This window comes from Curtobacterium sp. VKM Ac-2889 (assembly GCF_015350855.1).
In the GTDB taxonomy this organism is placed as follows: Bacteria; Actinomycetota; Actinomycetes; order Actinomycetales; family Microbacteriaceae; genus Curtobacterium; species Curtobacterium poinsettiae.
In genome coordinates this window covers 135,423-155,175 of the sequence record NZ_JADKSC010000001.1, presented here as the reverse complement: position 1 = coordinate 155,175, position 19,753 = coordinate 135,423, and the positions used below count along the sequence as shown (strand labels likewise).

At 70.0% G+C, this 19,753-nt stretch carries 20 protein-coding genes and 1 pseudogene; 9 read left to right on the top strand and 12 right to left on the bottom strand.

What is annotated here, in order from left to right:
- Window positions 1–3 precede the first annotated feature (3 nt).
- From ITJ50_RS00695 to ITJ50_RS00655, 9 genes and pseudogenes are all read right to left on the bottom strand, one after another.
- Complete coding sequence (locus tag ITJ50_RS00695) at window positions 4–219, bottom strand: helix-turn-helix domain-containing protein (RefSeq protein ID WP_017888718.1); 216 nt, start codon at window positions 217–219, stop codon at window positions 4–6.
- A 315-nt stretch (window positions 220–534) separates the two neighbouring features.
- Window positions 535–1,914, bottom strand: coding sequence for an MFS transporter (locus tag ITJ50_RS00690; RefSeq protein ID WP_071251843.1), 1,380 nt, complete (start codon window positions 1,912–1,914; stop codon window positions 535–537).
- Between the two features lie 219 nt (window positions 1,915–2,133).
- A pseudogene (ribA, locus tag ITJ50_RS00685) lies at window positions 2,134–2,763 on the bottom strand (GTP cyclohydrolase II); the annotation flags it as partial.
- Window positions 2,764–2,792: 29 nt separating this feature from the next.
- Window positions 2,793–3,872: a bifunctional diaminohydroxyphosphoribosylaminopyrimidine deaminase/5-amino-6-(5-phosphoribosylamino)uracil reductase RibD gene (ribD, locus tag ITJ50_RS00680; RefSeq protein ID WP_228500264.1), complete on the bottom strand. Its 1,080-nt coding sequence runs from the start codon at window positions 3,870–3,872 to the stop codon at window positions 2,793–2,795.
- Between the two features lie 91 nt (window positions 3,873–3,963).
- Entirely contained in the window at window positions 3,964–4,518 is a 555-nt protein-coding gene (locus tag ITJ50_RS00675) for a GNAT family N-acetyltransferase (RefSeq protein WP_052481769.1), read from the bottom strand.
- Window positions 4,519–4,520: 2 nt separating this feature from the next.
- Window positions 4,521–5,531 (bottom strand): tryptophan--tRNA ligase, encoded by a 1,011-nt coding sequence (gene trpS / locus ITJ50_RS00670; RefSeq protein ID WP_071251841.1) that lies wholly within the window; start codon window positions 5,529–5,531, stop codon window positions 4,521–4,523.
- A gap of 41 nt (window positions 5,532–5,572) precedes the next feature.
- Window positions 5,573–6,415 carry an exodeoxyribonuclease III gene (locus ITJ50_RS00665; protein WP_017888724.1) on the bottom strand — a complete coding sequence of 281 codons (843 nt, stop codon included), beginning with the start codon at window positions 6,413–6,415 and terminating at the stop codon, window positions 5,573–5,575.
- Between the two features lie 128 nt (window positions 6,416–6,543).
- Window positions 6,544–6,816: an HPr family phosphocarrier protein gene (locus tag ITJ50_RS00660; protein WP_017888725.1), complete on the bottom strand. Its 273-nt coding sequence runs from the start codon at window positions 6,814–6,816 to the stop codon at window positions 6,544–6,546.
- Window positions 6,817–6,885: 69 nt separating this feature from the next.
- On the bottom strand, window positions 6,886–7,656 hold the full coding sequence (locus tag ITJ50_RS00655) for a DeoR/GlpR family DNA-binding transcription regulator (protein ID WP_017888726.1): 771 nt from the start codon (window positions 7,654–7,656) through the stop codon (window positions 6,886–6,888).
- Between the two features lie 251 nt (window positions 7,657–7,907).
- Between ITJ50_RS00655 and ptsP the strand changes: the two genes are divergently transcribed.
- The 9 genes from ptsP to ITJ50_RS00610 all read left to right on the top strand — a co-directional run bounded on the left by ptsP (window position 7,908) and on the right by ITJ50_RS00610 (window position 16,419).
- Entirely contained in the window at window positions 7,908–9,566 is a 1,659-nt protein-coding gene (ptsP, locus tag ITJ50_RS00650; RefSeq protein WP_017888727.1) for a phosphoenolpyruvate--protein phosphotransferase, read from the top strand.
- 67 nt (window positions 9,567–9,633) lie between these two features.
- Window positions 9,634–11,208 (top strand): PTS mannitol transporter subunit IICB, encoded by a 1,575-nt coding sequence (locus tag ITJ50_RS00645; RefSeq protein ID WP_031260552.1) that lies wholly within the window; start codon window positions 9,634–9,636, stop codon window positions 11,206–11,208.
- An 88-nt stretch (window positions 11,209–11,296) separates the two neighbouring features.
- Window positions 11,297–11,734 (top strand): PTS sugar transporter subunit IIA, encoded by a 438-nt coding sequence (locus tag ITJ50_RS00640; protein ID WP_017888729.1) that lies wholly within the window; start codon window positions 11,297–11,299, stop codon window positions 11,732–11,734.
- Window positions 11,731–12,888 carry a mannitol-1-phosphate 5-dehydrogenase gene (locus ITJ50_RS00635; RefSeq protein WP_194589692.1) on the top strand — a complete coding sequence of 386 codons (1,158 nt, stop codon included), beginning with the start codon at window positions 11,731–11,733 and terminating at the stop codon, window positions 12,886–12,888. Before ITJ50_RS00640 ends, ITJ50_RS00635 begins: the two co-directional genes overlap by 4 nt.
- 90 nt (window positions 12,889–12,978) lie before the next feature.
- Entirely contained in the window at window positions 12,979–13,911 is a 933-nt protein-coding gene (locus tag ITJ50_RS00630; RefSeq protein ID WP_056070794.1) for a quinone oxidoreductase family protein, read from the top strand.
- A 316-nt stretch (window positions 13,912–14,227) separates the two neighbouring features.
- The gene (locus ITJ50_RS00625) at window positions 14,228–14,560 is read left to right on the top strand and encodes a DUF805 domain-containing protein (RefSeq protein ID WP_052481768.1); all 333 of its coding nucleotides are present in this window, start codon (window positions 14,228–14,230) and stop codon (window positions 14,558–14,560) included.
- 82 nt (window positions 14,561–14,642) lie between these two features.
- Window positions 14,643–15,209 carry a DUF805 domain-containing protein gene (locus tag ITJ50_RS00620; RefSeq protein ID WP_017888733.1) on the top strand — a complete coding sequence of 189 codons (567 nt, stop codon included), beginning with the start codon at window positions 14,643–14,645 and terminating at the stop codon, window positions 15,207–15,209.
- On the top strand, window positions 15,206–15,730 hold the full coding sequence (locus tag ITJ50_RS00615) for a DUF805 domain-containing protein (RefSeq protein ID WP_071251836.1): 525 nt from the start codon (window positions 15,206–15,208) through the stop codon (window positions 15,728–15,730). The genes ITJ50_RS00620 and ITJ50_RS00615 overlap by 4 nt, the downstream gene beginning before the upstream one ends.
- Window positions 15,727–16,419, top strand: coding sequence for a DUF805 domain-containing protein (locus tag ITJ50_RS00610; RefSeq protein WP_056070800.1), 693 nt, complete (start codon window positions 15,727–15,729; stop codon window positions 16,417–16,419). The genes ITJ50_RS00615 and ITJ50_RS00610 overlap by 4 nt, the downstream gene beginning before the upstream one ends.
- 64 nt (window positions 16,420–16,483) lie before the next feature.
- Here ITJ50_RS00610 and ITJ50_RS00605 read toward each other — a convergent pair whose 3' ends face one another.
- The 3 genes from ITJ50_RS00605 to sdhA are packed head-to-tail and all read right to left on the bottom strand — an operon-like array spanning window position 16,484 to window position 19,744.
- Window positions 16,484–17,125, bottom strand: a complete 642-nt coding sequence (locus ITJ50_RS00605; protein WP_031260557.1) for a TNT domain-containing protein — start codon at window positions 17,123–17,125, stop codon at window positions 16,484–16,486.
- 50 nt (window positions 17,126–17,175) lie between these two features.
- Entirely contained in the window at window positions 17,176–17,949 is a 774-nt protein-coding gene (locus ITJ50_RS00600) for a succinate dehydrogenase iron-sulfur subunit (RefSeq protein WP_017888736.1), read from the bottom strand.
- A gap of 1 nt (window position 17,950) precedes the next feature.
- Entirely contained in the window at window positions 17,951–19,744 is a 1,794-nt protein-coding gene (sdhA, locus tag ITJ50_RS00595; RefSeq protein ID WP_042538838.1) for a succinate dehydrogenase flavoprotein subunit, read from the bottom strand.
- Between the last annotated feature and the right edge of the window lie 9 nt (window positions 19,745–19,753).

The window sequence follows — 19,753 nt, the reverse complement described above, 5'->3', positions numbered from 1 at the left end:
CTCCTAGTTTCTGCCGTACTTCTTGTGCACTGCCTGTCGGCTGACACCGAGCAGCGTCGCGATCTCCTGCCACGATGCGCCGGCGGTGCGTGCACGGCGTGCGGCGAGTTCCTCGGCCCGGTCGAGCTCACGACGCAGCTCCCGCACGCTGGCGAGGGCGGAGAACGGGTCGTCCCCCGAGGCTCCGGCCGCGAGGCTCGTGATGGTCGGTCGGTCCACGCCTGTCAACGTACATTGACGCACCGACACTCGTCAATCTGGGTTGACGAGTGCCGGGTGAGGTGCGCAGACGCCGGCGTCTTCGTTCGACGCCGCCACGCGCGCGAGACGCCGCCGGATTCGGCGGCGTCTCGGCGGGCTTGCGGCGCCTTGCCGGTACGACGGCGTGTTGCGCGGGGCGCGAGGCACGCACACGACGGACGGGAGGCCCGGTGCCAGCTGGCATCCCTCCCTCGCAGGCTCGGTCGGCGCACCCCGCGCAACGCTTCGCGTCGCTGCTGAGCGGGGGCCTCCCGTCCCTCAGGTGGTCGCCGATCAGGCGTCGGCGATGTCCTTCGACTTCGTCTCGCGCACGAAGAGCAGCGCGACCAGCGTCACGACCGCGGCGATCGTCAGGTACAGGCCGACGAGGAAGATGTCGCCGTCCGGCCGCCAGAGCGCCAGCGCGACCGTCGGCGCGAGCGACGCACCGAGGATCGACGCGACGTTGTAGGCGATGGCCGAGCCGGTGTACCGGACGTTCGTCGGGAACAGCTCGGGCAGCAGCGCACCCATCGGGCCGAAGGTCAGACCCATCAGGGAGAGCCCCACGATGAGGAACGTCACCACCGTGATCGGCCCGCTCGACGCCGCGAACCAGAACTGGAACGTCAGGCCGAACAGCGCGATGCCGATCGTGGTCGGGATGAGGGTCTTGCGGCGGCCGAACCGGTCGGCGAGCAGGCCCGCGATCGGCGTGAAGATCCCGAAGAACACGACGCCGATCATCAGCAGCGTCAGGAACTCACCGCGGGAGTACCCGAGACCGACCTTCGGCACGAGCGCACTGTTCACGGTGCCGGTGGTGCCGTACTGCAGGGTGAACGTCGTCAGGAAGTAGAAGAGCACGTAGGTGGCGACCATGCCGAAGGTGCCGACGATGACGGCCTTCCACGAGGTGCGGAACACCCGGCCGAGCGGGACCTTCGCGACCGTGCCGGACTCCTGCACCCCGCGGAACACCGGCGACTCGACGAGCTTGAACCGCACGTACAGACCGATGATGACGAGCACCGCGGACAGCAGGAACGGGATGCGCCAGCCCCACGCCTGGAAGTCGGCGTTCGGGGTGCCGTCGGCACTGGCGGGCATCGCCGCGTTGATGGCGATGAACAGGCCGTTCGCGAGCAGGAAGCCGATGGGGGCACCGAGCTGCGGCATCGAGCCGAACACGCCGCGCTTGCCCTTCGGCGCGTTCTCGGTCGCGAGCAGCGCCGCACCGGACCACTCGCCGCCGAGGCCGACGCCCTGGGTGAAGCGCATCACGGCGAGCAGGACCGGAGCCCACACCCCGATGGTGTCGAACGTCGGCAGGCAGCCGATCAGGAACGTGGCCGTGCCCATCACGAGCAGCGACGCGACGAGGGTGGTCTTGCGGCCGATCCGGTCACCGAAGTGCCCGAAGATGATCGACCCGACCGGCCGGGCGAAGAACGCCAGGGCGAAGGTGACGAACGACGACAGCTGCGAGGCCGTCGGGTCCTCGTTGGGGAAGAACAGCGTGGGGAAGACGAGCACCGCGGCGGTCGCGTAGACGTAGAAGTCGTAGAACTCGATCGACGTGCCGACGAGGCTGGCGATGACGACGCGGGAGCGCGGGTTGCCGGCGGGGGCCGGAGCGGAGGTGGGCGTTGCGGGTGCCGGAGCGGCGGTCATGACAGGGCGGGGTCTTCCGTGCTGCGTGCTCCCGGGGGAGAGCACGAGGGTCCGGACGGCGGACACCGATCGGTTCGCGCGGGGTGGCGCGGGCACCGATCGGGTGCGTTCGGCTGAGGGGGACCGCTTGTGACGGAAGGCCGATCATACGACAGATGTCGTCTGGCTGCGAATCAGCCCAGAGTCAGCTGGTCGCGGCCGTCCGTTGCCCGTGCGCGCTCAGGCGCCGGCGCCGGCCCCGGCTTCGAGGTGCTCGGGCAGCTGGTGGCCCATCCGGTCGCGCTTGGTGTCGAGGTACCCGGCGTTCTGCGCCGAGATGCCGACGACGAGCGGCACGAGGGAGTCGACGGTGATGCCGTGCTCCTCGAGCTGGCGGCGCTTCTCGGGGTTGTTCGACAGCAGCCGGACGCGGGTGATGCCGAGGTCGGCGAGGATGCCCGCGGCACCGCCGTAGGCACGGGAGTCCGCAGGCAGCCCGAGCGCGAGGTTGGCGTCGAGCGTGTCGAGACCGTCTTCCTGCAGGCGGTAGGCCTTGAGCTTGTTGATGAGACCGATGCCGCGGCCCTCGTGCCCGCGCAGGTAGATCACCACGCCGCCCTCGGCCGCGATGGTGTCGAGCGCCGCGTCGAGCTGGGGGCCGCACTCGCACTTCAGCGAGCCGAAGGCCTCGCCGGTCAGGCACTCGGAGTGCACGCGGACGAGCGCGCCGTCGGCGGGCAGCGAGCCGTCGGGCAGGGCGCCGATGATGGCGACGTGCTCCGCGCTCGTGACGAGGTCGCGGTAGGCGCGCATCTGGAAGGTGCCGTGGGTGGTCGGCACGTTCGTGGACACCTCGAAGTGGACCGGGCTCCCCGGCGTGGGTGAGGTCAGCGCGTCGGTCATGTGGTGCTCCGGTCGTTCGTGGGCCCGTCGTTCCCGAGCCCGGATGTCGCGTCGTGCTGCCGCTGCAGCTGGTGGTCGTGGTGCTGTGTCCGCTGCGGCCGGGCTCGGACCAGCAGGTCGGGGCCGAGGCTGGTGGTCGATAGTACGTCCAACCGGCGACGGTCGGAGATGCTTCCCACGCCCAGGTCGCCGAGGGCCACTCGGGGACCGCCGAGCAGGACCGGGGCGATGTACACGAGGTACTCGTCCACGAGTCCGGCGGCGATCAGCGCCGAGGCGACCGTCGGACCCCCTTCGACGAACACCGAGTGCACGCCGTGTCCACGCAGGGCTCCGAGCGACGTGGCCAGGTCGTGTCCGGGCAGGGCGATGAGTCCGCGCGGGTGCCGGCGGACCGCGGCGTCGTCGGGCACCGGGCGGTCGCCGAGCACCACGGCGAGCGGCTGGTCGGCGAGCAGCTCGCCGGCGTCGCCGCGGGCGGTCAGACTCGGGTCGTCCGCCAGGACGGTGCCGGTGCCGACGAGGATCGCGTCGTGGGCGGCACGCTGCTCGTGGACGTGCTGGCGGGCGGCGGCGCCGGTGATCCACTTGCTCGTGCCGTCGGCAGCGGCGGCACGCCCGTCGAGGCTGGACGCCCACTTCACGGTGACCCACGGGCGACCGAGCCGCACCGACAGGAGCCACCGTTCGAGGAACGCTTCGGCCTGGTCGGCCTGGACCCCGGAGACGACCTGGACCCCCGCTGCGCGCAGTCGGTCGGCGCCGCCGTGCACGTCGGCTCCGGGGTCGTCGATTGCGTACACGACCCGGGCGACTCCGGCGTCGAGCAGTGCCACGGCACAGGGGCCGGTGCGACCGACGTGGTTGCAGGGCTCGAGGGTGACGACCGCTGTCGCGCCGCGGAGCAGCGCCGGGTCGACCTTGGCCATCGCGTCGACCTCGGCGTGCGGGGTCCCGGCGCCCTTGTGCCAGCCCTCGGCGAGGACCTCGCCGGTGGGGGACAGGATCACCGCGCCGACGCGTGCGTGGTCGCCGACAGCGGGTCCGAGGGCCGCGAGTTCGAGCCCGCGGCGCATTGCCCGGACCTCGGTGGGTCGTGCCGTGTCGCTCACGGGCCGAGCCTACCGGCGGCATTCGGGTGACGCGTCACCATGGTTGTGAGCGTGTTCAGACGACGGGCCACGGGAGGTCGGAGGCAGGTGCGCCGTCGGCGCGTCGGAGCGCCGTCCACGCCGCCGTGGGGCCCCCGTCCCGGTCCGGCACACGGGCTTCGCCGCGGCCGGTGTACGAGAACCCGGCCGCACGGGCGACAGCCGCCGACGCTGTGTTGCCCTCGTAGCACTCCCAGTAGACGTCCGGGGCGCCCTGCTCGAGCGCCCAGTCGACGACGAGCCGGACAGCGTCGTGCATGATCCCGGCGCCGCGCGCGGACGGCGCGAGCCAGAACCCGAGGTCGCGGCCGGCGGTGCGGTAGCTGATGATGCCCGCGAGCCACGTCGAGCCGGCGGGCCTGATCGCCCAGGTGTACTCACGGTCCGAGGCCCAGCCCGGGCCGACGAGCGCGTCGACGAAGGTGCGGGCGTCCTGTTCGCGGTACGGGTTCGGGACCGTGGTCCACCGGACGATCTCCGGGTCCTGGCAGGCTTCGGTGATCGCCGCGGTGTCGGCGCGGGTGGGCAGGTCGAGCCGGACGCGCGCCGACTCGAGCGTGACGGGCTGCACGCTCAGCCGCGCGACCGCGGGACGAACCCGATGCGGTCGTAGACGCGGGCCAGGGTGTCCTGCGCGATGGACTCGGCACGGTCGGCACCGACGGCGAGCAGGCGGTCGAGCTCGGCCGGGTCGTCGAGCAGTTCGAGCGTGCGGGCGCGGACCGGTTCGAGCTCGGCCACGACGGCGTCGGCGACCTCGCCCTTCAGGTCGCCGTAGCCCTTGCCGGCGAACGACTCCTCGAGCGCGGCGATCGACGTGCCGGTGAACGCCGACAGGATCGACAGCAGGTTCGTCACACCGGGCTTGGCCTGGCGGTCGGCCCGGATCTCGCGCTCGTCGTCGGTGACGGCCGACTTGATCTTCTTCGCGGTGCGCTTCGGGTCGTCGAGGAGGCGGATGAGGCCGTTCTCCGACGCTGCGGACTTGCTCATCTTGCTGGTCGGGTCCTGCAGGTCGTAGATGCGCGCGGTCTCGGTCAGGATCCGCGCCTCGGGCGTGACGAAGGTGTCGCCGAACCGCGAGTTGAAGCGTCCGGCCAGGTCGCGGGTCAGCTCGACGTGCTGTCGCTGGTCGTCACCGACCGGCACGACCTTGGTGTCGTACAGCAGGATGTCGGCGGCCATCAGGATCGGGTAGGTGAAGAGCCCGACCGACGCCGCCTCGGCGCCCTGGCGCGCCGACTTGTCCTTGAACTGGGTCATCCGGCTCGCCTCGCCGAAGCCGGTCAGGGTGTTCAGCACCCAGGCGAGCTCGGCGTGTGCGGGGACGTGGGACTGCACGAACAGCGTCGCCTTCGACGGGTCGATGCCCGACGCGATGTACTGCGCGGCGGTGGCCCGGGTGTTCGCACGGAGCTCGGCAGGGTCCTGCGGGGACGTGATCGCGTGCATGTCGACGACGCAGTAGATGGCGTCGTAGTCGTCGAGCAGAGTCCTCCACTGCATGAGTGCCCCGACGTAGTTGCCGAGGTGCAGCGAGCCGGCGGACGGCTGGATGCCCGAGAAGATGCGGGTCTTGGTCATGGTGGTGCTCCGGTGCGTCAGGTGAAGCGAGAGAAGTGGGGTCAGAGTTCGTAGTCGACGACCACGGGGGCGTGGTCGGACCATCGCTGGTCGTACGCCGCAGCGCGGTCGACCGTGTACTCCGTGACCTTCGCGGCAAGGTCGGGCGTCGCCATCTGGTAGTCGATGCGCCAGCCCGTGTCGTTGTCGAAGGCCTGACCGCGCCACGACCACCACGTGAACGGCCCGTCGACGTCACCGGCCTGGGCGCGCCCCACGTCGACCCACCCGAGGCCGGGACCCGTGGAGCCGTCGGCGCCCTCGACGGGCTCGCCGTCGGCACCGAAGAACCGCGAGAAGTAGGCACGCTCGCGCGGCAGGAAGCCGGCACGCTTGACGTTGCCCTTCCAGTTCTTGATGTCGCGCTGGTCGTGCCCGACGTTCAGGTCACCGACGACGACCGCGAGCGGGTTGTGCGCCCGGAGTGCGGGCAGCCGCTCGGTCATCGCGTCGAGGAACTTCCACTTCTCGTCCTGCTTGGGGGTGTCGACCTCGCCCGAGTGCACGTACGTCGAGACGACGGTCACGGTGGTGCCGCCGATCTCGTAGTCGGCTTCGAGCCACCGGCCGGCGGAGTCGAAGTCGTCCGGTCCGAGCGCGACGCGGTGGATCTGCGCCGAGTGTCGGGACGCGATGGCCACGCCGGCGCGACCCTTCGCGGTCGCCGGGTCGTGCACGATGTCCCACTCGTCGCCGAGCAGCGCCGTCAGGTCGTCGCTCGACGCGCGCACTTCCTGCAGGGCCAGCACGTCGACGTCACGGGTGGCGAGCCAGTCGCCCATGCCCTTGCGGAAGGCGGCGCGGACGCCGTTCACGTTGACGGATGCGAGGCGCAGGCGTGTCATGCAGAACACCTTATCGGCGGGTGCCGACAGCCCTGGACGCCCCCGACGGACGGACGGGAGGCACGGTGCCAGCTGGCACCGTGCCTCCCGTCCGTCTGGTGGTCGCGTGCAGGACGCGACCTGCGCGATCAGGCCGCGTCGTGGTCCGTCCCGAGGAACTCGACCAGGCTGTCCGCGGTGGTCTCGGCGTCGTCGCCCGAGACGGTGAGGGTGACCTCGTCGCCGTGCTCGATGCCGAGTCCGAGCAGGGCGAGGATGCTGCCGGCGTTCCCGGACTTGTCGCCCTTGGCGATCGTGACCTGGTGCCCCGACGCCGTCACGGTCTGGACGAAGAGGGAGGCGGGGCGAGCGTGCAGGCCGGATGCGCTGGCGACGGTCACGGTGCGGGTGGCTTCGGACATCGATGTACTCCTGTCGACGGGTGGTTGGCTCATGCTAGCGAGCGCTGGGTGGGCGGGAACGGGGCACGGTCAGGCTCGGCCGGGCCAGAAGACCTCGGTGCCGGCGGCCTCGACCTCGCGGACCAGGTCGAGGTTGACGGCGGGGTCGGTGATGATCGTGTCGATCGCGGCGAGCGGGGCGACGCGTCCGAACTCCTCGCGGCCGAACTTGGTGTGGTCGGCGAGCAGGATGCTCCGCCGTGCGGACTTGATCATCGCGCTCTTCACGGCGGCCTCGGCCACGTTGTGGGTCGTCAGGCCGCGCTCCGGCGTGATGCCGTTGATGCTGATGAAGGCGACGTCGACGCTGACCATGCCGATGAGCTGGTGCGTCCACGTGCCGACGCCGGCCAGCGAGTCGCTGCGGATGTTGCCGCCGAGCAGGTGCAGGTCGAGGCCCGGGCGGTTCGCGACGGCGGTGGCGACCGGCAGCGAGTGCGTGACGACCGTCAGGCCGCGGTCGGTCGGGAGCATCTCGGCCAGGCAGATGGTCGAGGTGCCGGCGTCGATCATGATCGAGCCGTTCTCGGGCAGTTCCGCCAGGGCGGCCTCGGCGATGACCATCTTCTCGGTCTGGTTGATGCCGCCGCGGTCACCGACGCCGGGGTGCAGGGTGATGCGCTCGACCGGGATCGCCCCGCCGTGCGCGCGCCGGACGAGGCCGCGGCGCTCGAGGCTCGTCAGGTCGCGGCGGATGGTCTCGGGCGTGACGGCGAGCAGCTCGGCCAGGTCCTTGACGTCCACCCGGCCCTGCGCGCGCGCCTGCTCGACGATGCGCTGGTGGCGTTCTGGTGCGTACATCGGACCTCGTCGTCTCGGGTCGGAACGGAACGGACATGTTCGGGCGCGACATCCGTGATGTCGGTGCCGTCGGTCGATCCGCCAGACGCAAACGGGCATCTGTTTCTGTATTTTTATCCCCGGATGTGTTTGTTTGTCAACGCTGATCGGGGTAGTGTGCTGATCAGCCGCACGGGCGTGGTCTGTTCCCGTGCCGCGTGCACCGAACGATCCACCCCACCGCAAGCGCGTGTGAGATGAAGGAGTCTCGAATGTCCGAACTGCTCGGCACCGGCGTCGGCCGTGGCGTTGCCCACGGCCCCGTACTCCGCATGGCTGACCCGCTCGGCGAACCGTCGAAGGATGCCCTGGTGGGTTCTGCGGACGACGCGAAGCAGGCCGTGCATGACGCACTCGCCGCCGTGGCGGACGACCTCAACAAGCGCGGACAGCTCGCCGGTGGCGACGCCCAGGCCGTGCTCGAGGCCCAGGCGCTGATGGCGCAGGACCCCACGCTGCTCGACGACGTGCACGCCCGCATCGACGGCGGCACGAACGCCGAGCGTGCCGTGTACGAGGCCTTCGCACAGTTCCGCGACCTGCTCGTCGGCATGGGTGGCTACATGGGGGAGCGCGCGGCCGACCTCGACGACGTCGCCCAGCGCATCATCGCCAAGCTCCGCGGCGTGCACGCCCCCGGTGTCCCCGAGTCGGACACCCCTTTCGTCCTCGTCGCCCGCGACCTCGCACCGGCCGACACCGCCCTGCTCGACCTCGACAAGGTCCTGGCGCTCGTCACCCGTGACGGCGGCCCGACCTCGCACACCGCGATCCTCGCCCGTGCCAAGGGCATCACCGCCATCGTCGGTGTGACCGGTGCGGACGACCTGGTCGACGGCCAGTCCGTCGTGGTCGACGCAATCGCCGGCACGGTCGTGACCGACCCCGACGCCGCACTGGTCGCGGACGTCGAGCGCCGCATCGCCGACCGCCTCGCCGCCGCAGCGGCACCGCTCACCGCCGGTGCCCTCGCCGACGGCCACGTCGTGCCCCTGCTCGCGAACCTCGGCAGCCCCGCCGACGCCGCCGGCGCCGTTGCTCTCGGTGCGGAGGGCGTGGGGCTCTTCCGCACCGAGTTCCTCTTCCTCGACTCGCCCAAGGCCCCCACGGTCGACGAGCAGACCGAGTCGTACCGCCAGCTCCTCGCGGCGTTCCCCGGCAAGAAGGTGGTCGTGCGTGCGCTCGACGCCGGCGCCGACAAGCCGCTGCCGTTCCTCACCGACAAGGACGAGGAGAACCCCGCCCTCGGGCGCCGCGGTCTCCGTGCCCTGCGGAACCACCCCGAGGTCCTGCGCGACCAGCTCACCGCGCTCGCCCAGGCCGACGCCGCGACCGAGGCCGACCTGTGGGTGATGGCCCCGATGGTCGCCGACGCCGAGGAGACCGAGTACTTCGTCACCCTGGCGCGTGAGCTGGGCATCCGCACCGCGGGCGTCATGGCCGAGGTGCCGTCGCTCGCGCTGATGGCCGACCAGGTGTTCCAGAACGCCGACTTCGTGTCGATCGGCACGAACGACCTGACCCAGTACACGATGGCCGCCGACCGCATGCTCGGCACCGTCGCGTCCTACCAGGACCCGTGGCACCCCGCCGTCCTGCGCCTCGTCGCGCAGCTCGGCACCGCGGGCGCGACCGCCGGCAAGCCCGTCGGGATCTGCGGCGAGGCAGCAGCCGACCCGCTGCTCGCCGTCGTCCTGGTCGGTCTCGGCGCCACCACCCTCTCCATGACCCCCGCGGCCCTGGCCGACGTGCGCGCCGAACTCGGTCGCTACACGCTCGAACAGGCCCGCGAGATGGCGACGGCGGCACTCGCCGCGAGCACGGCGGCGGCCGCGAAGTCCGCTGCCGCGTCCGCGGTGCACGCCGCCTGACCCACCACTCCCAGCACCACCCTCCCAGCACCACGCAGCAGCTCCACCACACAGAAAGTCACCGCACATGACAACGTCGTCCGTTGCAGCGCCCGACGCACCCGCGAAGTCGCGGGGCGGCGCACGCGTCGCCGTTCAGAAGTTCGGCACGTTCCTCTCCGGCATGGTCATGCCCAACATCGCGATCTTCATCGCGTGGGGCATCATCACGGCCTTCTTCATCGAGACCGGGTGGACGCCCGTCGGGATCCTCGGCGGGTTCGGTGAGACGAACGGCATCGCCAACATCGGCGTCGTCGGCCCGATCCTGACCTACCTGATCCCGCTCGCGATCGCCATCCAGGGCGGCCGCATGGTCTACGAGACCCGTGGTGCCGTCGTCGGCTCGATCATGACGATGGGCGTCATCCTCGGGGCCAACGCTGGAGAGAAGAACCCGACCACGATGATCCTCGGCGCGATGATCTGCGGTCCGCTCGGCGCCTACCTCATCAAGCAGATCGACCGCATCTGGGACGGCAAGATCAAGCCCGGCTTCGAGATGCTCGTCAACAACTACGCGGCCGGTATCCTCGGTTTCGCGTTGGCGATGGCTGGTTTCTTCCTCCTCGCTCCGGTCTTCAAGGCCATCGCGAACGGCCTCGGCACCGCTGTCGACTTCCTCGTCCAGCACTCGCTCCTGCCGATCGCCAGCGTCATCATCGAGCCGGCCAAGGTGTTCTTCCTGAACAACGCCATCAACCACGGTGTGCTCGACCAGCTTGGCGCAGACCAGGTCAAGGAGTCGGGCAAGTCGATCCTGTTCCTGCTCGAGGCGAACCCCGGCCCCGGCCTCGGCCTGCTGCTCGCCTTCACCTTCTTCGGTGTCGGTATCGCCCGTTCGACCGCTCCCGGCGCGATCATCATCCAGTTCTTCGGCGGCATCCACGAGATCTACTTCCCGTTCGTGCTGCAGAAGCCGATCATGTTCATCGCCGTCATCCTCGGTGGTGCGACCGGTGTCGCCACCAACGTCGCTTTCAAGTCCGGGCTCGTCGCTCCGGCGTCCCCGGGTTCGATCATCGCTGTACTCGGTGCGACAGCGAAGGACAGCTTCGTCGGGGTCATCCTCTCTGTTGTCCTCTCCGCTGCGGTCACCTTCGCGGTCGCGACCTTCTTCCTCCTCGCCAGCCGCAAGCGTGACCTTGCTTCCGGCAACGGTGGCGACATGAGCGCCGCGATGGCGAAGCTCCAGGCCAACAAGGGCCGTGACGTCAACTCCGCGACCGCCGGCCTGCTCGGCAACAACTCCCCGGCCAACGAGGAAGAGGCCGAGGCCTCCCTCGGCGGCGTCGGCTCGGCGAGCACGGCGACGGCGACGAAGGTCCAGAACCTGGTCTTCGCCTGCGACGCCGGCATGGGCTCCAGCGCCATGGGCGCCAGCGTCCTGCGCAACAAGATCAAGAAGGCGGGCATCGAAGGGGTCACGGTCTCCAACAAGGCGATCGCGAACCTGTCCGGTGACGAGGACCTGATCATCACGCAGGAAGAGCTGACGGACCGGGCGAAGCAGAAGAACCCGAACGCGCAGCACGTGTCGGTCGGCAACTTCATGAACGCGCCGCAGTACGACCAGGTCGTCGAGCAGCTGAAGAACCAGTAACGCCACAACCAGTAACGAAGTGCAGTATCGGAGGGGACGGGGCTGACCCGTCCCCTCCATCACGTCCTCAACACAAGGAGAACCCCCGATGCCCGTCCTGCAGGAGAGCCAGATCCGCATCCACACCGAGGACACCGCGCCGACCAAGTCGGAGGCGATGAAGGAGGCGGCCGAGATCCTCGAAGCTGCGGGCGCGGTCACGGCCGACTACTACCCGGCGATGCTCGAGCGCGAGAAGAGCGTGTCCACCTACATGGGCAACTTCCTCGCGATCCCGCACGGCACCAACGACGCGAAGGACGCCATCAAGTCGTCCGCCCTGTCGTTCATCCGCTACGCCAGCCCGATCGACTGGGACGGCAACCCCGTGCGCTTCGTCGTCGGCATCGCCGGCGTGAACAACGAGCACCTCGACATCCTGTCGAAGATCGCGATCGTGTTCTCCGACGAGGACGAGGTCCAGAAGCTCACCGACGCCGCCGACACCGCCGCGATCCTGGCGATCCTCGGCGAGGTCAACGAGTGAGCACCAGCACCGCCGTCCACTTCGGCGCCGGCAACATCGGCCGTGGCTTCGTCGGGCTCCTGCTCCACCAGGCCGGGTACGAGGTCGTCTTCGCCGACGTCGCCGCCCCGCTCATCGACGCCCTGGCCGCAGCCGACTCGTACACCGTGCACGAGGTCGGGTCCGGCGCCCAGGACCACGAGGTCACGGACTTCCGCGCACTGAACAGCGCGCAGGACGAGGACGGCGTGGTCGCCGAGATCGCGACGGCCGCGATCGTCACGTGCGCCGTCGGCCCGAACGTCCTGAAGTTCATCGCCCCGGTCATCGCACGCGCGCTGGTCGCCCGTGACGCGGACGCCGCACCGATCGCGGTGATGGCGTGCGAGAACGCCCTGAACGCCACGGACCGCCTGCGCGAGTTCATCGTCGCTGCCCTGCCCGAGGACGGCCGCGACGCCGCCCTGGCGAAGGCCGTGTTCGCGAACACCGCCGTCGATCGCATCGTGCCCGCGCAGCCCGAGGGCGGCGGACTCGACGTGACCGTGGAGACCTACTTCGAGTGGGCCATCGACCGCACACCGTTCGGTGGGAACGAGCCGGAGATCCCCGGCGCGCACTACGTCGACGGCCTCGCCGCCTCGATCGAGCGCAAGCTCTTCACGGTCAACACCGGACACGCCACCGTCGCGTACCACGGCTTCGTCGCCGGGGCCGACAAGATCTCGGACGCCATCGCGATCCCCGCCGTGCGCTCCGAGCTCGAGTCCGTACTCGCTGAGACGAGCGATCTGCTGGTCCGCCGGCACGAGCTCGACCCCGAGGTGCACCGCGCCTACGTGCAGGCGATCATCGGCCGGTTCGAGAACCCGCACCTGCCCGACACGGTGACGCGCGTCGGCCGACAGCCGCTCCGCAAGCTGTCGCGTGACGAGCGGTTCGTCTCGCCCGCCGCAGCGCTGGCCGAAGACGGCACCGAACCGACCGCGCTGCTCGACGCGATGGCAGCTGCGCTCCGCTTCGACGTCGCGGACGACGAACAGAGCGTCGAACTGCAGGCCCTCCTGGCCTCGGACACGTCGGACGCCGACGTGGCCACGCAGATCACCGGTCTCGGTGCGGAGCACCCGCTGCACGCCGCGTTCGCCGACCGGATCCGGTCCGCACGCGCCTGACGACGTCAGCACCGACGAACGGGAGGCCCGTCACCAGCTGGTGACGGGCCTCCCGTCCGTCCCGGGGCCGCGACGCGTAGCGTCGCCCGCATGACGAAGTACTGGGTGGCCCCACGGTTCGGCGGCAGCGAAGTCCTGGAGTACGTCGACACCGAGGTGCCGGCGCCCGGCCCCGGCGAGGTCACGATCGCCGTCCGCGCCGCCGGCATGAACCCTGCTGACACGAAGCACACCCGCCAGGGCGACCCCGCGGACCTGCCGATCGCCGTCGGGTACGAGGTCGCCGGTGTCCTGTCCGCCGTCGGCCCCGACACCGAGATCGCGTCCGGCGGGGGAGTGGTCGGCGACGAGGTCCTCGCCTTCCGCATCAGCGGCGGGTGGGCCGAGTCGGTCACGGTGCCCGCTGCCGACGTCTTCGCGAAGCCCGCCGCGCTCGGTTTTGCGGAGGCCGCCAACCTGCTCCTCGCCGGCTCGACCGCCGCCGACATGCTCCGCGTCACCCGCGCCGAGGGGCGCGACACCGTCCTGGTGCACGGCGCCTCGGGCGCGGTCGGCGTCAGCCTGCTCCAGCAGCTGCGGCTGCTGGGCACGCGCGTCATCGGCACTGCGTCGCAGCGTGGTGCGGACGTCGTGCGACGCTTCGGTGGCGAATGGGTCGCGTACGGCGACGGCCTGGAGGCGCGTGTCCGTGATCTCGCCCCCTCTGGCATCGACGTGGCACTGGACTGCGTCGGCACCGACGAGGCCGTCGACGTCTCGCTCGCGTTGGTCGCGGACCGGTCACGGATCGTGACGATCGCCGCGCAGGCGCGGGCCGCATCGGACGGCATCGCCGCCGTGGGTGGGGCGCAGCCGGCCAGCAAGGCGTTCCGGGACTCGGTGCGGCAGCGGCTCATCGACCTCGCCGGTGCCGGAGGGCTCGAGGTCCCGGTCGCGCGGACGTTCCCGTTGTCCGAGGCGAAGGCGGCGGCGGAGTTGCTGGAGTCCGGGCACCCCGGCGGCAAGCTCGCCCTCCTGCCCTGACGCGAGACCGAGCCGGGTGTCGTCCCCGCGGATGACGCTCGCCGGCTCGGGGGAGTGCCACACTCTGTGTGGACCGACAGCCCGCGCCGGAAGGAACGCACGCATGAGTGACCAGTACCCACCCAGGGACCCGTACGGGCAGCAGCCGGGTCAGTCCGGCCAGCAGCCGTGAAGGCAGCCGGGTCAGCAGCCTCCAGGGCAATACGGGCAGCCCGGTCCGGCTCAGCCGAGTGGTGGGAGATCCGAGCCGCCGCTCTGGGCGCCCTGGTACGGCATCCCCCTCCCCCAGGCGTTCCTGCGGTTCTGGAAGAAGTACGTGCGCTTCGACGGTCGGGCCAGCCAGTCGGAGTACTGGTTCTGGGCGCTCTGGTACCTGATCGGCTCGGCGGCCGCCGGCATCATCGGCAGCGGGTTCGACGTGTTGCCGTTCGTCAACGACGGCTCGGACGGACTCGGCAGCCTCTGGAGCCTCGCCTGCGCCCTCGGGTTCATCGCGTTGACCGTGCGCCGGCTGCACGACGTGAACCTCAGCGGCATGTTCGCGCTGTTCTTCATCATCCCGCCCATCGGCATCCTGTTCTCGTTGATCATCGGCCTGATGTCGACGAACCCGCAGGGGCAGCAGTACGACCGACCGCAGCAGGGGTAGCGCGGCGGATCGGCCCTGCCGCCCGCTCGGGAGTTCTGGTTGACTCGGACGTGTACATCAGCCAACACTCGAGGGGGACCACGTGAGCGACCAGTACCCGCAGGATCCGAACAACCAGCCGAACGCCCAGTTCGGTGGCACGCCGCAGTACGGCCAGCAGCCGCCGACCGGGCCCGACGGGGAACCGCCGCTGTGGGCACCGTGGTACGGGATCTCGTTCGGCAAGGCCGTCGGCCGCTTCTTCAAGAAGTACGCGACCTTCAGCGGTCGCGCCAGCCGGAGCGAGTTCTGGTGGTGGTACCTGGCCAACGGGATCATCGGCATCGTCCTCGGCATCCTGTACGGCATCGGCATCGCCACCTCCGAACGCTCGACCGTGTCGATGTCGACTGCGACGTCCACCAGCGTCCAGTCGACCGTCACCGAGCCGTCCGCCCTCTTCGTCATCGTCGGCATCGTCGCCCTGCTCTGGGGCCTGGCGATCATCGTCCCGACGCTCGCCCTCGGCTGGCGCCGACTGCACGACGCGAACCTCCCCGGTGCGCTGTGGATCATCGCGCTCTTCGTCGGCATCGTCGGCATCGTCTTCGGTCTGCTGCCCTCGAACCCGCAGGGCGCGCGGTACGACCGTCCGCAGGGTGTCCGATGACCGAGAGCACGCAGCAGTGGACGCCCGCGGAGCAGACCGGTCAGTCGACCGGCGCCGCGGGCGTCCCGCCGCGATGGGCTCCGTGGTACGGCATCTCGTTCCCGAAGGCCATCGCCCGCTTCTTCGCGAAGTACGCCACGTTCAGCGGTCGTGCGAGTCGGAGTGAGTTCTGGTGGTGGTTCCTGGCGAACACGATCGTCACCGGGGCCCTGGTGACCATCGGCGCCGTCATCCGCCTCACCACGCTCAACGCCCGGACGGTCGACTACTACGGCACTGCGTACCAGGTGGTGGACCCGGTCCCGCCGATCTTCTGGGTGGTGCTCGTCCTGCTGGTGCTCTGGGGCCTCGCGACCCTGGTGCCGTCGCTCGCCCTGGGCTGGCGACGCCTGCACGACGCGAACCTGTCCGGTGCACTGTGGATCATCGCGCTGTTCATCGGCGTCGCCGGTGTCGTCTTCGGACTGCTGCCGTCGAACCCGCAGGGCGCTCGGTACGACCGTCCGGACACGAGCCGATGAGCAACGACGGGACGCCGCAGTGGGGCCAGCCGGGCGGCGACCAGCCGCAGGGGCAGCCCGGGTACGGGCAGCAGCCTGGGTACGGGCAGCAGCCGGGCTACGGGCAGCAGCCCGGGTACGGGCAGCAGCCTGGGTACGGGCAGCAGCCTGGGTACGGGCAGCAGCCGTACGCCCAGCCCTACGTCGACCCGTACCCGCAGTTCGCGCAGCCGATCCCGCTCGGGCCTGATGGCACCCCGCCGCTCTGGGCGCCGTGGTACGGCATCGGGTTCCTCGATGCGTTCACGCGGTTCTTCAAGAAGTACGCCCGGTTCGACGGGCGCGCCAGTCGGAGTGAGTTCTGGTACTTCGTCCTCGCCAACGCCATCGTGACCATCGTGTTGTTCGGCGGGTTCTACGCCGTTCTGTTCGCGACGGTCGGGGCGAGTAGCGGCGTCGACGAGTACGGCAACCCCACGGGGAGCAGCGCTCCGTCGCCGTTCGCCTTCGTGCTGCTCGGCCTCTCCTTCCTGTGGTGGCTCGCCACGATCGTGCCGGGCATCGCGCTGGGCTGGCGTCGCGTGCACGACGCGAACCTGGCAGGCCCGTTCTGGCTGATCGCGCTGTTCGTCAGCGCGGCTGCGATCGTGTTCGGCTGCCTGCCGTCGAACCCGGCCGGCGCGCAGTACGACCGCCCTGACCTGCGGTAGCTCCACGAACGAGAACAGCCCACCCCACGCATCGAGCGCAGGGTGGGCTGTTCTCGTTGGACGGTCAGACCACCCGGAGACGGACGAGCGCGCCGTCGACGACCAGGTCGCGCACGGTGGCGGACGGGTCGGCGATCTGGAAGCGCAGGGCACCGCCCGGCTGCTCGAACCACGGCTGGACGAAGCGGACGTTCACCAGGAACGGCCGGTCGACGACGTAGCGGTGCGTCTCGGGCGACGAGGTCACGTGCGGCGGCAGCGAGCGGCTGGGCAGCGGGGTGTCGAGCGGGTGGAGCAGGTAGCCGTCCGGGCCACCGATGCGGTCGACGGGGACGCCGGCCGGGATCTGGATGGTCAGGCCCTGTTCGCCCGCCTGGGAGACCTGCTGCGCGAGCTGCGGGTAGGTCGACGCCGCACGGTCACGGAGCCCGTCGAGCTCGTGGCGGGGGATGTCGCGCGGCTGCGGGAACGGACGGTTCAGGAACCGGCGCAGCATCTCCACGGCGTCGTCCTCGCCCGTCGCCTGCGCGAGCCGACGAGCCGTGCCGTAGTCGACGACCTCGAGCGCGTAGTCGGAGGCGTCGGTCTGGACGATGCGGAGCGCCCCCTCGACCGGCGGTTCGTGCAGGGTCTCACCGGGGAGCTGCACGTACCGGGTCGTGTAGCCGAGCTGGTCGAGGATGGGGCGGGTGTCCGCGAACGTCATGGTCGGGAGCCTATCGGTCGGCGTGGTGCGGAGCTTGGACGGAGCCGGGACTACGCCCGACCCCGCATGATCGCCTGCTTGACCTCGGAGATCGCCTTCGTCACCTGGATGCCGCGAGGGCACGCGTCGGTGCAGTTGAAGGTTGTCCGGCAGCGCCAGACGCCTTCCTTGTCGTTGAGGATGTCGAGACGGACGTTCGCGGCGTCGTCGCGGGAGTCGAAGATGAAGCGGTGGGCGTTCACGATCGCGGCGGGGCCGAAGTACTGCCCGTCGGTCCAGAACACCGGGCAGGACGACGTGCACGCCGCGCAGAGGATGCACTTCGTGGTGTCGTCGAACCGGGCGCGGTCGGCGACGGACTGCACACGCTCCTTGCCGGGCGTCGGGGCCGACGAGGACTGCAGGAACGGCTGCACCTCGCGGTAGCTCTGGAAGAAGGGCTCCATGTCGACGACGAGGTCCTTCTCGAGCGGCAGGCCCTTGATCGCCTCGACGTAGATCGGCTTCGAGACGTCGAGGTCCTTGATCAGGGTCTTGCACGCCAGACGGTTCCGACCGTTGATGCGCATCGCGTCGGAGCCGCAGACACCGTGCGCGCAGGAACGCCGGAAGGTCAGGGACCCGTCCTGCTCCCACTTGATCTTGTGCAGGGCGTCGAGGATGCGGTCGGTCGGCAGCATCATGACGTCGAAGTCCTGCCAGCGCGGCTCGTCGTCGACGTCGGGATCGAAGCGACGGACGATGACCGTGACGGAGAAGGATCCGGGAGGGGCGTCCTGCACGGTGTCGGTGCGGGGTGCTTCGGAGACCAGGGTGTCGGTCATCTCAGTACTTCCTCTCCATCGGCTGGTACCGCGTGATGACGACAGGCTTCCAGTCGAGCGTGATGTGGTCGTCGGCGAGTGACGAGTGCGGGTCGCCCGTCAGGTACGCCATGGTGTGCTGCATGTAGTTCTCGTCGTCGCGCTTGGGGTAGTCGTCGCGCATGTGTCCGCCGCGGCTCTCCTTGCGGTTGCGTGCGGAGTAGACGACGACCTCGGCCAGGTCGAGCAGGAACCCGAGCTCGACGGCCTCGAGCAGGTCGGTGTTGAACCGCTTGCCCTTGTCCTGCACGGAGACCTGCATGAAACGGTTGCGCAGTGTGTGCAGGGTCTCGGTGACACGGGCGAGCGACTCGTCCGTGCGGAACACCTGCGCGTTCTTGTCCATCTCCTCTTGCAGTTCCTTGCGGAGGGCAGAGACGCGCTCGGTGCCGGTGGAGGCGCGGAGCTGGTCGAGCATGCCGCGGACGCCAGCAGCCGGGTCTTCCGGCAGCGGGAGGAACTCGGCGGTCTGGACCCACTCGGCGGCGTTGTTGCCCGAGCGCTTGCCGAAGACGTTGATGTCGAGCAGCGAGTTCGTGCCGAGACGGTTCGAGCCGTGCACGGAGACGCAGGCGCACTCGCCGGCGGCGTACAGCCCGGGGACGACGGTGGTGTTGTCGTACAGGACCTCGGCCTTGACGTTCGTCGGGATCCCGCCCATCGCGTAGTGCGCGGTCGGCATGACGGGGACCGGCTCGACGACGGGGTCGACACCGAGGTACGTCCGGGCGAACTCGGTGATGTCCGGCAGCTTCGTCTCGAGGACCTCGGCACCCAGGTGCGTGCAGTCGAGCAGCACGTAGTCCTTGTTCGGACCGGCGCCGCGACCTTCTGCCACTTCCTGCACCATGCAGCGCGCGACGATGTCACGCGGAGCGAGGTCCTTGATGGTGGGGGCGTACCGCTCCATGAAGCGCTCACCCGAGGCGTTCCGGAGGATCGCGCCCTCACCGCGGGCACCCTCGGTCAGCAGGATCCCGAGCCCTGCGAGGCCGGTCGGGTGGAACTGGAAGAACTCCATGTCCTCGAGCGGCAGGCCCTTGCGCCAGACGATGCCGACGCCGTCGCCGGTCAGGGTGTGTGCGTTCGAGGTGGTCTTGTACATCTTGCCGAAGCCACCGGTCGCGAAGATCATCGCCTTGGCGTGGAAGACGTGGAGCTCACCGGTCGCGAGCTCGAACGCGACGACGCCGGCCGGCTGCTGGCGGGTGACGCCGTCCTCGCCGACGACGTCGACCATGATGAGGTCGAGTGCGTAGAACTCGTTGTAGAACTCGACGCCGAGCTTCACGCAGTTCTGGAACAGCGTCTGCAGGATCATGTGCCCGGTGCGGTCGGCGGCGTAGCAGGCCCGGCGGACCGGGGACTTGCCGTGGTCGCGGGTGTGCCCACCGAAACGACGCTGGTCGATCTTGCCCTCGGGCGTGCGGTTGAACGGCAGGCCCATGTTCTCGAGGTCGATGACGGCGTCGATCGCCTCTTTCGCGAGGATCTCGGCGGCGTCCTGGTCGACCAGGTAGTCGCCGCCCTTGATCGTGTCGAAGGTGTGCCACTCCCACGAGTCCTCTTCGACGTTCGCGAGGGCTGCGGCCATACCGCCCTGCGCCGCACCGGTGTGCGACCGGGTGGGGTAGAGCTTCGAGATGACGGCCGTCTTCGCCTTCGGGCCGGCTTCGATCGCGGCTCGCATGCCCGCGCCTCCGGCGCCGATGATGACGATGTCGAACTGGTGGTGGTGGACGGTGGTCTCGGTCACAGGGGTCTT